The 13,292-nt window shown below is 79.0% G+C and carries 4 protein-coding genes; all 4 read left to right on the top strand.

Translation table 11 applies throughout. The features are described from left to right. Window positions 1–2 precede the first annotated feature (2 nt). The 4 genes from AB0N04_RS30980 to AB0N04_RS30965 are packed head-to-tail and all read left to right on the top strand — an operon-like array spanning window position 3 to window position 13,292. Complete coding sequence (locus AB0N04_RS30980; protein ID WP_360214098.1) at window positions 3–932, top strand: 3-hydroxyacyl-CoA dehydrogenase family protein; 930 nt, start codon at window positions 3–5, stop codon at window positions 930–932. After that, window positions 929–2,827, top strand: coding sequence for a non-ribosomal peptide synthetase (locus tag AB0N04_RS30975; protein WP_360214100.1), 1,899 nt, complete (start codon window positions 929–931; stop codon window positions 2,825–2,827). The genes AB0N04_RS30980 and AB0N04_RS30975 overlap by 4 nt, the downstream gene beginning before the upstream one ends. A gap of 50 nt (window positions 2,828–2,877) precedes the next feature. Next, entirely contained in the window at window positions 2,878–7,581 is a 4,704-nt protein-coding gene (locus AB0N04_RS30970) for a condensation domain-containing protein (protein WP_360214102.1), read from the top strand. Next, window positions 7,578–13,292 carry an amino acid adenylation domain-containing protein gene (locus tag AB0N04_RS30965; RefSeq protein WP_360214104.1) on the top strand — a complete coding sequence of 1,905 codons (5,715 nt, stop codon included), beginning with the start codon at window positions 7,578–7,580 and terminating at the stop codon, window positions 13,290–13,292. The genes AB0N04_RS30970 and AB0N04_RS30965 overlap by 4 nt, the downstream gene beginning before the upstream one ends.

Genomic DNA, 13,292 nt, shown 5'->3' with positions numbered 1-13,292 from the left:
CCGTGCACACGCAGGACACCACGCCCCGGGACACCGCCGGGAGCGGTGCGGGCACCGCAGGACGGATCCCGGTCGGGATCGTCGGCGCCGGCACCATGGGCACCGCCGTCGCCCAGGTCTTCGCCTCGGCCGGGCACCCGGTGGTGGTGGTCGACCGCCACCGCCCCGCCCTCGACGCCGCCCCGGGCCGGCTGCGGGACGGCCTGCGGGCCGCGCGCCTGCTGGGCCGCCGACCGGCCGCCGACGAGGCCCGGCCCACGGCCGCGGAGACCGTCGGACTGGTCCGCTGGACGGACGAGTTCGGCCGCCTGGCGGAGGCCGGATTCGTCGTGGAGTGCGCCTCCGAGCGGCTCTCCGTCAAGGAGCGGGTGCTCCGGGAGCTCGACGAGGTCTGCGCCCCCGAGACGGTCTTCGCCTCCTGCACCTCGGCCGTCCCGGTCCGCCAGCTCGCCTCCTACACCGACCGGCCCGACCGGGTGCTCGCCACCCACTTCATGAACCCCGCCTACCTCAAGGAGACCGTCGAGGTGGTGCGCGGCCCGGCGACCACCGCCCGGACGCTGGAGACCACCCTCGCCCTGCTCGCCGGGGTCGGCCGCCGCGCCCACGTGGTGCGCGACTCGCCGGGCTTCGTCTCCAACCGGGTGCTGATGCCGATGGTCAACGACGCGGCCGCCCGGGTGCAGGAGGGCGTGGCCGACGCGGAGACCGTCGACCTGATCTTCCAGGACTGCTTCGGCCACGCCATGGGGCCGCTGCGCACCGCGGACCTGATCGGGCTCGACACCATCGTGGACACCCTCGACGTCCTGCTGGAGACCACCGGGGACGAGCGCTACCGGCCCTGCGGGCTGCTGCTCGACCTGGTGCGCCGCGGTCACCTCGGCCGCAAGACCGGGCTGGGCTTCCACGCCTACGGGACGCGGCCGTGACCGCCGGGCGGCCGGCCGCCGACGTGCTCGACCTGATCCGGGAACGGTTCCGCACGGTGCCGGACCGGACGGCCGTGGTGGTCGGCGGGGAGTCCCTGACGTACCGGCGGCTCGACGTCGCGACCCGGGAGCTGGCCGCCCGGCTGGCCGCGGCCGGCGCCGCCCCCGGCGGGCTGGTGCTGGTCCACCGCCGTCAGGGGGTGCGGACCGTCGTCGGCATGCTGGCCGCCCTGCGGCTCGGCGCCGCCTGGTGCGTCCTGGAACCCGACCGGCCCGCCGCCGCGGTCCGCGCGCTGCTGCGCGACGGCGGCTGCGGCGTCCTGGTGCACGACGAGGCGGACCGGGCCACGGCCCCCGCCGCCGTCCGCGAGCTGGTGGCCGGCTGCGGCCGGCCGGTCGCCCTGGTGCCCGAGACCGGCCCCGCGCCGGCCGCCGGCCCGCTCCCGGACGCCGCCGCGCCCGCCTCCGCGCCCGCCTACGCCGTCACCACCTCCGGCACCACCGGCGAGCCCAAGGCCGTCCTGGTCTCCCGGGGCGCCCTCGCCGCGCTGGTCGCCTCCCGCGACGAGGACCCCGCCGCGACCACCTTCACCGCCTCCCGGCTCTCCTGGGACGGCCCGCTGCTGATGCTGCTCCACACGCTGTGCGGCGGCGGCACCGCGGTGCTGCCGGACGAGCGGGCCCTGCCCGACCCGGAGGCCTGCGCCGCCCTGGTGCGGCGCCACCGGGTCGAGGTGGCGGTCTGCCCGCCCTCCTTCCACCGGCTGATGCTGCCGTACCTGGCGGGCGCCGACAGCCACCTGCGCCGGTGGATCGTCGGCGGCGAGGCCCTGCCGGCCGCGCAGGCCGCCCGCCACCGCGCCGTCCTGCCGGGCACCGCACTGCGCAACGAGTACGGGGCCACCGAGACCACCGTGACGGTGGTCGCCCACGACGTCCCGCCCGCGCCGGCCGACCCCGTCCCGATCGGGCGCCCCACCGCCGGGGCCCGGATCCACCTGCTGGACGGGCGACTGGCGCCGGTGCCGCCCGGGCGGACCGGCGAACTGTACGTGGCCGGCCCGCAGGTCGCCGAGGGCTACGCCGGCCGGCCCGTCGACACCGCGCTGCGTTTCGTCCCGGACCCGTTCGCGCCCGCCCCCGGCGCCCGGATGTACCGCACCGGCGACCTCGCCGCGGTCGACGCCACCGGCGCCCTGGTCTTCCGCGGCCGGGCCGACGGGCAGCTCAAGGTGCGCGGGGTCCGGGTCGAGCGGGAGGAGGTGGAGGCGGCCCTGGCCCGCCACCCCGCCGTGCGGCAGGCCGCGGTGCTCGCCGTCGCCGACCCGGCGGGCGGCACCGCGCTGGCGGCCTTCTGGTCCCCGGTGGACCAGGCCGCGCCCGGCCCGGGGGCGGGGGAGCTGGTCGCGCACTGCGCGGCCCTGGTCGGCGGGCCGGCGGTGCCCGAGCGGTTCGTCCGGGTGGCGGCGTTCCCGCTGGCGCCGTCCGGAAAGACCGACCTGCGGGCGCTGCGCGCGCTGCTCCCGGCGGTACCGCAGGCCGGGGGCCCGGACGGCGGGGGCGTGGAGGGCGGGGGCGTGGACGGAGAGGCCCCGGTAGGCCAGGACCGGGGCACCGGTGCCGCCGTGGCGGTGGTGACCGGGTTCTGGGCGGACGTCCTCGGCCACCGCGACTTCGGGCCCCGGGACGACTTCTTCGCCGTCGGCGGCAACTCCCGGCGCGTGGTCGACCTGCACCTGCGGCTCGAGCGCACCTGGCCCGGCGCCGTCCGGGTCGGCCGGCTCTTCGACCTGCGCACCGTCGCCGACCAGGCCGCCGCCGTCGCCGCCACGGCCCCGCCGCCCGGCCCGCCGGAGCACCCGGGCCCCGGACCGGGCACCGCGTACGAGGTCTGACGGACGAACCGGCGAACGCGCACCGAGCCCGAGGAACGGGAGCAGAGACAGTGACCACCAGCCCCACGACGGCGCCCCGCGACACCGACATCGCGGTCGTCGGCATCGGCGCCCGCTTCCCCGACGCCGACGACCTGGCCGCCTTCCGCGCCAACCTCGCCGCCGGCCGGGACTCGGTGGGCGCCATGCCGGCCGCCCGGGCCGCCGCCACCGGACTCGACCCGGACGCCCACCGCCTCCCGATGGGCCACCTCGCCGACGTCCACACCTTCGACCACGCGTTCTTCGGCCTCTCCCGGCGCGAGGCCGCCCTGATGGACCCGCAGCACCGGATCGCCCTGGTCCTCGCCCACCGGGCCGTCGAGGACGCCGGCTACCCCGTGGACGCCCTGCGCGGGCACCCGGTGGCCGTGGTGCTCAGCGCCGCCGCGTCCGGCTACCGGGCCGCCGCCGCCGAACCCGGCCCGCTCGGCGCCCTCGGCAACGTCCCCTTCGCGCTGCCCGCCCGGATCGCCCACGTGCTCGGCTTCACCGGCCCCTGCTACGCCGTCGACACCGGCTGCAACGGCTCGCTCGTCGCCGTCCACCAGGCCTGCCGCGAACTGCGCGACGGCGAGGCCGCGTACGCGCTCGCCGGGGGCTTCAGCCTGCGCCCCGAGGGCCTGCCCGCCCCGCAGACCGAGGGGATGACCGAACTGGTCTCCCCGGGCGGGCGCTGCCGGGCCTTCGACGCCGACGCCGACGGCACGGTGAGCGGAGAGGGCGGCGCCGTCCTGCTGCTCACCACCCTCGGCCGGGCCCGTGCCGACGGCGCGCCCGTGCACGCCGTCCTCCGCGGCAGCGCCGTCCGGCACAACGGCCGGGCCGCCGCCACCATCAGCACCCCGAGCGCGCCCGCCCACGCGGCCGTCATCGGCGCCGCCTGGCGCGCCGCCGGCCTCGACCCGGCGCTGGCCGGCTACCTGGAGGCGCACGGCTCCGGCACCCGGCTCGGCGACGCCGTCGAACTGGAGGGCCTGGGGCAGGTGTTCGGCACCCGCGGCTTCGGCGGGCGGGGCCGGCGGCTGCCGATCGGCTCGGTCAAGACCAACATCGGCCACCTCGACCACGCCGCCGGGATCGCCGGCCTGGTCAAGGCCGTCCTCGCGGTCGGGCACGGCGAGCTCTACCCCTCGCTGCACTTCCGCCGGCCGGTGGACGCGGCGGCCCTCGACCCCGTCGAGGTGGTCACCGAACTGCGGCCCTGGGAAGGCGCGGAGCGGATCGCGGGCGTCAGCTCGTACAGCCTGGCCGGCATCAACGCCCACTGCGTCGTCCAGCGGCCGCCCGCGCCCGCGCCCGCCGCGCCGCGCCGGGCCGAAGGGCCGCGTCCGGCCCGGCTGGTCGCGGTCTCCGCCCGCAGCCGCCCCGCGCTGGCCGCGCTCTGCGCGGACCTCGGCGCCGCCCTGGCCGGACCGGCCGCCGGCGCCGACCTCGACGACGTCGCCCACACCCTCAACTCCGGGCGCGCCCACCACCGGTACCGGCTCGCCGTGGCGGCCCGGGACACCGCCGGACTGGCCCGCGCCCTCGCCGACCGGGCTCCGGGGCCGGGCGAGCCGGTCGCCGACGCCGCGCCCGGCGGCCGCGGCGGGCCGCCCGCCGTCTGTCTGCTGCTCTCCCCGGACGCCGCCCCCGTCGCCCCCGGCCCGGCGCCGCTGCCCGCGGACCTGCCCGCCACCGGCCGGGTGGAGGCCGAACTCCTGGCCGGTCAACTGGCCCTCCACCGCGCCCTGCTGGCCGCCGGCGTGCCGGTCGAGACGGTGCTCAGCAGCGGCGTGTCCCGCTACGCGGCCCGGCACCTGCTCGGCACCCTCACCGCCGCGGACACCCGGGAGCTCGCCGCCGGCGTCGAGGCCCCGCCGCCGGACCGGGACCGCCTGGTCGCGGCCGCCGAGCGGCTCACCGCCGCCGGACCGGTGGTGTTCGTCGACCCCGGCCCGGGCGGGGTGCTCGGCCGGCTGCTCGCCGAGCGGTTCGGTCCGCACGGGCAGGACGGCGCCCGGCTGGTGACCGTCCCCGCCGAGGCCGAGGCCGAGGCCGCGGCCGCGGGTGCGGGCACGGCCGCCGACGGATTCGAGGCCCTGCTCGGCCGGCTGTACGAGGCCGGCGTCGAGCTCGACTGGGCCGCGCTCGGCCCCGCCCCCGGTACGGCCCGCCGGCTGCGGCTGCCCGGGCACCCGCTGGCCGCCACCCCGTGCTGGCTCCGGCCGCCGGCCGCACCCGCCGCGCTCGTCCCGTCCGCTGCCGCCATCGCTGCCGCGCCCGCCATCGCTGCCGCGCCCGCCACCGCTGCCGCGCCCGCCACCGCCGTCGCGCCCGCCCCCGTCGAGCGGCCGGAGGACCCGCAGCCCTGGCTCGCCGGCGTGCTGGCCGAACTGCTGCACAGTGAGCAGCCGCTCGGCCCGGCCGACCACTACTTCGAGCTCGGCGGCAACTCGATCATCGCCCTGCAGCTCGCCGACCGCGTCGAGGCCCGCTTCGGCTTCCGCCCCAAGCTGCTCGACGTCTACGAGCACCCCGAGGTCGGCGCCCTCGCCGCGCTCATCCGGGCCAGGGCGGGCCGCCCGTCCGCCCCCGCCCTGCCCCCGGTCGTCCCGCGCGGCGCCGCGGTCACCTCCTTCGGCCAGGACCGGATCTGGTTCCACCACCAGCTCGACCCGGACACCACCCTCTACAACCTGCCGATGGTCAGCCGGATCAGCGGCCCGCTCGACGTCGACGCCGTCCGCGGCATGTGGCACGACCTGATGCTGCGCCACGAGGTGCTGCGGTCCAACTTCGTCGAGGAGGACGACCAGCCGGTGCTGCGCCTGCGGCCCGAGCCCGGGGACTTCTTCGCCTTCCGGGACGTCTCGGGCGAGCCGGATCCGCAGGCCGCCGCCCGGGAGCTGGTCCGGCGGGCCGCCGGGCACCGCTTCGACCTGGCCCACGACCCGCTGGTGCGGGTGCTCGTGGTCCGCACCGCCCCCGAGGAGCACGTGCTCCAGGTGACCATGCACCACGCCGTCAACGACGGCGCCTCCCCGCGGATCTTCGCCCGCGAGCTGCCCGAACTCCACGCCGCCCGCCGCGAGGGCCGCCCGCACCGCCTCGCGCCGCTGCCGGTCCAGTTCGCCGACTACGCCGCCTGGCAGCGGGACCTGGTGGCCGGCCCCGCCCTGGACGGCGAGCTCGCCTACTGGCGGGAGAAGCTGCGGGACGCCCCCGTGCTGCGGCTGCCCACCGACCACCCCCGCCCGGCCCGCAAGGACTACGCCGGGGACCTGGCCGTCTTCACCCTGGACGCCGAGCTGATGCGCGAGCTGCGCCGGCTCGCGGCCGAGCACTCCGCGACCCTCTTCGTGGTCCTGCTCGCCGGCCTCTACCTGCTGCTGGCCCGCCACAGCGAGCAGGACGACCTGGTCGTCGGCACCCCGACCACCGGGCGCAACCGGCCCGAACTGGAGGGCCTGATCGGCTTCTTCAACAGCACCGTGGCGCTGCGCGCCGACCTCTCCGGCGACCCGTCGGTGGCCGGCTTCCTGCGCCGGGTGCGCACCGTGGTGCTGGAGGCCCTGGAGCACCAGGAGATCCCGTTCGACAAGGTCGTCCAGGCCCTGACGGCGGAGCGCGACCCGGGCCGCAGCCCGCTGTTCGACGTCTTCTTCGTGCACCAGGAGCTGCCGCCGATCCAGCGGATCGAGGGCACCTCCACCGGGTACTTCGACACCGGGCACACCCGTGCCAACCTCTTCGGCGGCCTGCCCGGCGGCACCGCCAAGTTCGACCTCACGCTGATCACCTCCGACCGGGCCGGCGACGACGCGATGACCGCCTGCCTGGAGTTCAGCACCCAGCTGTTCACCGCCGCGACGGCGGCCGCGTTCGCCGCGGAGTACACCGCGCTGCTCGGCGAACTCGTCGCGGCCGACGGCACCGCGCCGCTCGCCGGGCTGTGGGCCCCGGCCCCGGGTGCCGCCCAGGCCCCCGGCGAACCGGCCCCCCGTGGACCGGTCCCCTCCGGACCCGTCCGGCTGGACGTCCCCACCGACCGCCCCCGCCCGGGCAGCCCCGTCGCCGCCGCACGCGCCGCCACCACCCCGGTCGACCAGCCGCTCCGGGAGGCGGTCGAGGCCTTCGGCACCGACCCCGAGCGGGTGCTGCGGGCCGGCTGGCTGGTGCTGCTCTCGTGGATCTCAGGAGAGGACGAGGTGGCGGTCGGCCTGCCCGGCGGCACCCTGCTGAGGGCCGACCTCTCCGACGAACCCGGCTTCGCCGCCCTGGTCGAGCGGACCGCCACCGCCGCGGTGGCCGCCCCCGGAGCCGAACCGACCGTCCGCTCCCGCGGCGACCGCGGCGACGGACGCGACAGCGGTGAGTTCGGAGGTTCGGACCAGGACGGCCCGGACCAGGACGGCCCGGACCAGGACGGCCCGGCCACCCAGGGCCCAGGGCCGGCCGAACTCGACCTGGCCTGGCGGTCCGGGCCGGGCGGCGGCCCGACCGCCCTGACCGTCCACTACGCCCCGGAGCTCTTCGACCCGTCGACCGCCGCCGGCTTCGCCACCGCCCTGCGCGAGCTGCTGCGCGGCCTGCTCGCCGAGCCAGACCGGCCCGTCCACGACGTGGCGGCCGAACACGCCGACCCGGAGCCGGGCCCGGCCCCGGTCGGCACCCGGCCGACCGCGGCCGCACCCCCGCAGACCGACGCCGCCCGGAGGGACGCCCGATGAGCAGCTCCACCCCCACCCCGCTCGACGCCGCCCCGCTCGACGCCGCCCGCCGGGCCGTCCTGCGGGACACCCCCGGCCTGGCCACCGACTGCGTGGCGCGCCTGGTCCGGTTCGAGGGCCGGATCGCACCCGACCGGCTGCGCCGCGCCGTGGCCCGGGCGCTGGCCGAACGCCCGGACCTGCGCGCCGCCCTGCGCACCGACCGCCCCGGCGCCCCGGGCGGGGCCGCGCTGTGCCTCCCGCCCGGCCCGGCCCGCCCGCTCGCGGTCGAACTGCTCGACCTCGACCCGGCGGACCTGGACGGCTGGACCGCCGCCGAACTCAGCCGCCCGCTCGACCTCGCCCGCGGGCCCCTGCTGCGCCACGTGCTGATCCGCCGTCCGGACGGCGGGCTGCTCTGGTTCCAGCGCCACCACCGGCTGCTCGACGACGACGGCGGGCTGGCCGCACTGGTCCGCCGGGCCGCCGAGCTGTACGCCGCGGACGGCGAGGCCGCCCCGCCCCCGGCCGGCGCCCGCCCGGCCGTCCCGGAGCCGGAGGGCGAGCGGCCCGCCGACCGGGCGCACTGGCGGCAGGCCCTGGCCGGGCTGGCCGCCCCCGAGCCCGCGGCCGGCGCCCGCCCGGCCGGGCCGGGCGCACCGCCCGTCGAGCTGCCCTGGCTGCCGGTGGCCGGCCCGGCCGCGCTGGCCCGGGCGGCCCGGGCCGGCGGCGCGGGGCCCGCGGCGGTGCTGCTGGCCGCCGCGGCCGTCCACACGCACCGGCTGACCGGCGCACGGGACCTGCTGCTCGGCCACTGGACGCCCGCGCCGGGCCCCGGCGGCCGCGGTCTGGTCGTCCCGGTGCGGCTCGCCGCCGCCCCCGAACTGTGCTTCACCGACGTCCTGCGGCAGGCCGGCCGGGCGCTGCGGGCGGCCCGCCGGCACGGCCACCGCCCCGACCTCGACCTGCCCTGGAGCCCGTCCTCCGGGTACGGCCTGGTCACCGGGCTCGCCGACGGCGCCGAGCGGGTGGCGTACGGTCCGGAGGCGGTGGCCGTGCTGGCACGGGCCTGGGGCGAGCCGCTGCCCGGCCTGGTGCTGCGCGCCGACCCCGCCCCCGGGCCGGCCGACCCGGACGGCGGGTGGCGGGTCGCCGCCGGCGGCCACGGCGCGGACCCGGCGGCGCACCGCCGGACGGTCCGGCTGCTGGCGCGGCTGGCGGAGCGGCCCGACGCGCCGCTGCACTCCTTCGACCTGGCCGGCGAGGAGGAGCTCGCCCTGCTGCGGAAGGTCAACGCCACCGACCGCGCGGTGCCCGCGGCCACCGTGCCGGCGGCGTTCGCCGCCCGGGCCGCGCGGACCCCGGCCGCCGTCGCGGTGCGCGGCGCGGGCACCGAGCTGGACTACGCGGGCCTGGACGCGTGCTCCGAGCGGATCGCCCGGCACCTGGCCGGACTCGGCATCGGCCGCGAGGACGTCGTCGCGGTGCTGCTGCCGCGCACCCCCGCGTTGGTCGCGGCCGTGCTGGGGGTGCTGAGGGCCGGCGCCGCCTACCTGCCGGTGGACCCGGCCCACCCGCGCGGCCGGGTGGCCTTCCTGCTCGCGGACGCCCGTCCGCGGGCGGTCCTGACCACCGCGGACCTGGCTCCCCTCCTGCCGGAGCCGGAGCCGGAGCCGGAGCCGGAGCCGGAGCCGGAGCCGGAATCGCAGCCGGGGGCGGACCCGCGGCCGGGGGCGGCCGGCCCCGCCGTCGTCCTGCTCGACGAGGCCGGTGCGCCCACCGGGCCCGCGGCGGCGCAGGCCGACCCCGTCGGCCCGCTGCCCGGCAACGCGGCGTACGTCCTGTACACCTCCGGCTCGACCGGGACGCCCAAGGGCGTGGTGGTCACCCATCGTTCGGTGGCCAACCTCGCGGCCTGGGCGGTGGCGGAGCTCGGCCCCGAGGCCTTCTCCCGGGTGCTCGGCTCGACCCCGCTCTCCTTCGACCTGTCGGTCTTCGAGCTCCTGGTGCCGCTGTTCACCGGCGGCGGCGTCGACCTCGTCGACAGCCTGCTCTCGCTGCTGGAGCGCCCCGACTGGTCCGGGAGCCTGGTCAACACCGTGCCGTCGGTGTACCGGCAGGTCGCCGACGCGGAGTGGGTGCACGAGCGGGCCGCCGTCTACGTCTTCTGCGGGGAGGCGCTGCCCGCCGAGGTGGTCCGCCGGGTGCACGACCGCAACCCGCGGGCCCGGGTGCTCAACCTCTACGGGCCCACCGAGGCCGTGGTGTACGCGACGGCCGCGGCGTGCCCGCCCGGCGCCGAGGGCGAGCCGCCGATCGGCACCCCGATCGGCAACGTGCGCGCCCACGTCCTCGACCCGGTCCTGCGGCCCGCGCCCGTCGGCGCCACCGGTGAGCTCTACCTGGCCGGCGACCACCTGGCCCGCGGCTACGCCCACCGGCCCGGGGCCACCGCCGAGCGCTTCCTGCCCGATCCGTTCGGCCCGCCCGGCGCCCGGATGTACCGCACCGGGGACCTCGCCCGCTGGACCGCCGCCGGGCAGCTGGAGTTCCTCGGCCGCACCGACCAGCAGGTGAAGATCCGCGGCCACCGGATCGAACTCGGCGAGATCGAGGCCCGGTTGACGGCCATGCCGGGCGTCCGGCAGGCGGTGGTGGTCGCCACCGAGGACGGCGAGGGGGACCGCCGGACGACGGCCTTCCTGGTCGCCGGGGAGGGCGGCCCGGCCGACCCGCGGGCCGTCCGGGCGGCGCTCGGCGAGGAGCTGCCCGCAGCGGTGGTGCCGGCCGCGGTGGTCCTCCTGGACGCGCTGCCGACCAACGCCAACGGCAAGACCGACCGGCGGGCGCTCGCCGAGCTGGCCGCCGGGTCGATTGCCCCGTCCTCCGCCGACGTCCCGCCCCACGCAGACGCCCCGTCCTCCGCCGACGTCCCGCCCCACGCAGACGCCCCGTCCTCCGCCGACGCCCCGCCGGCGGACGCCGGCCCGGACCCGGCTGTCACGGAGCCGTCCGCAGCCGACCCGGTCGCCCCCGCGGCCGCCGCGGACCCTGCCGCGGCGACCCCGGCCCCCGACCCCGGGCAGCACCGCACCCGGCTGCTGCGCGAGCTGTTCGCCGGGGTCCTCGGCCTGCCCGAAGTCGGCCCGGACGACGGCTTCTTCGCCCTCGGCGGGGACAGCATCCGCTCCATCAAGCTGCTCCGCCGGGCCCGCCGGGCCGGCCTCGCCCTCGCCCCGGAGGACGTCTTCGCCCATCCCACCCCGGCCGGGCTCGCGGCGGTCGCCACCCCGGTCGACCCGGCCGGCCCAGCAGCCGGCCGCCCCGGCGGCGGTGAGCTGCTCCCGCTGGACGCCGCCGACCGCGCCTGGCTCGCGGAGCGGTTCCCGGGCCACCGGGAGGTGCTGCCGCTGACCCCGCTCCAGGAACGGCTGCTGTTCAGCGCGCACCACGGCCAGGACGGCGGCGACGCCTTCGTGATGCGGCTGTGGACGGACTTCGCGGGCCGGCTGGACGCGGCCGCGCTGCGCGGGGCCGTCGAGGCGCTCTGCCGCCGCCACCCGAACCTGATGGCCGGGTTCGTCCGGCTGCCCGGCGGGCGCCCGGTCCAGGTCGTCCCGGACCGCCCGGCGCCGTTCACCGAGCTGGACCTCACCGGCCTGAGCCCGGTCGAACGACTCGCCCGGACGGAGCAGGAGGCCGCCCGGGACCGGACCACCCGGTTCGACCCGGCCGACCCGCCGCTGATCCGCTTCACCCTGCTGCGCCTGGGGGCGGACCGGTCCCGGCTGGTCGTCGTCGCGCACCACACGCTCGTCGACGGCTGGTCCAACCAGCTGCTCCTGCCCGAACTAGCCGCGCTCTACCGGGAACGGGCCGTGCCGCCCGACCCGCTGCCGTCGGCCGACCCGGTGCCGCTGCCGGACCCGGTGCCGCTGCGCGACCACCTCGCCTGGCTGGCCGGCCGCGACCACGAGGCCGCCCGCCGGGCGTGGCGCGAGGCCCTGGCCGGGCCGCCCGAGCCCACCCTGCTGACCCCGCCCGGGCCGCCGCCCGCCACCGGGTGGCCGTCCCGCCGCTACCGCGACCTGGGCGAGCGGCGCACCGAGCGCCTCGGCGCCCTCGCGGCCGGACTCGGCGTCACCCTCAACACGGTGCTGCAGGCCGTCTGGGCCCTGCTGCTGGCCGAGCGGACCGGCCGCCCGGACGTGGTGTTCGGGACCATCGTCTCCGGCCGCTCGCCGGAGCTGCCGGGCTCGGAGTCCGTCCTGGGGTTCCTGATCGACACCCTGCCGCTGCGGGTCACCCTGCGGCCCGACGAGTCGCTCTCCGGGCTGCTGGAGCGGGTCCAGCGGGAGCAGGCCCGGCTGATCGCCCACCAGCACCTGGGCATCCCGGAGATCCAGCGGGCCACCGGCCTCGGCGAGCTCTTCGACACCGTCCTGGTGTACGAGAACTTCCCGCAGGCCGGCGACCAGCGCGACGCACTCCCGGGGGTGCGGATCACCGCCTCCGGCAGCGAGACGGCCACCCACTACCCGCTGACCCTGATGGCCATCCCGCGGGGCGGCGCGCTGGAGCTGGACGTCCTGCACCGGGAGGACGTCGTCGACGCCGCGGCCGCCGACGCCCTGCTCGCCCGGGTGCTGGACCTGTTGGACACCCTGGCGGCCGAACCGGACACCGCCGTCGGCGCGCTCGGCCTGGTCGACCGCTGGCCGTCGGCCGCCACGCCCGCCGCGCTCCCGACGTCCGAGGCGCTCCCGGCGCCCGCCGCGCTCCCGTCCGCCGACGGCCCGCCCGCGGCGCTCCCGTCCCCTGACGGCCCGTCCGCCGCGGAGCCGCCCGCCGACGGCCTGGAGCCGATGCTGGCCCCGCTGCTGCCGCTGCGCTCGACCGGCACCGGCGCGCCGCTGTTCTGCGTGCACCCGGCCGCCGGGATCGGCTGGACGTACGCGGCGCTGCTCGGCCCGCTCGGCGACCGGCCGCTCTACGTCCTGCAGTCCCGGGGCCTCGACGGCCGGGGCCCGCTGCCGACCAGTGTCGAGGAGGTCGCCGAGGACTGCCTGCGGGAGATCCGCGCCGTCCGGCCGCAGGGGCCCTACCACCTGCTCGGCTGGTCCTTCGGCGGACTGGTCGCCCACGCCGTGGCCACCCGGCTGCAGGAGCAGGGCGCTGAGGTGGGCCTGCTCGCCCTCCTCGACAGCTACGTGCTCGCCGACCTGCCCGCGCGCACCGAGGCCGAGGTGCTCCTGGAGCAGGGGCAGGTCCGCAACGCCCTGCTGCGGCTGTCGGGCGTCGACCGGCCGGTCGACGCGCCCGCGCCGACGGCCGAGGAGTTCCTCGCCCTCGCGGCGGAGTCCGACTCGCCGCTCTCGGTCTTCTCCGAGCGCCGCCTGACCGCGCTCGCCGAGGTCTACGACAACAACGTCCGGATCGGCCGGGCCTTCCGCCCCGGCCGCTTCCGCGGCGACCTGCTGCTCGTCGAGGCCGTCCCCGAGAGGAGCGGGCCCGTGCAGGAGCCGGAGACCTGGCGGCCCCACCTGGACGGCGGCCGGCTGCTGCGCCACCGCACCGACCACGCCCACCAGGACCTCGGCGGCCCGGCCGCCCTGGCCGACCTCGCCCCGGCGCTGCTCGCCCGCCTCGCCGACCCGCAGGAGCCGCAGGAGCCGTACGAGCCGTACGAGCCGCACGAGCCGGGCGGGCCGCACGGCCCGGAGAGGAGCTGA

Origin of the sequence: Kitasatospora sp. NPDC051702, from assembly GCF_040681575.1 — a bacterium.
Taxonomy (GTDB): domain Bacteria; phylum Actinomycetota; class Actinomycetes; order Streptomycetales; family Streptomycetaceae; genus Kitasatospora.
The sequence above is the reverse complement of the archived record's forward strand: the minus strand, read 5'-3'. Positions and strand labels throughout refer to the sequence as shown.

Excerpts from the sequence above, each read along its gene's own strand:
- AB0N04_RS30965 (WP_360214104.1), top strand. The coding sequence starts at position 7,578 with ATGAGCAGCTCCACCCCCACCCCGCTCGACGCCGCCCCGCTCGACGCC.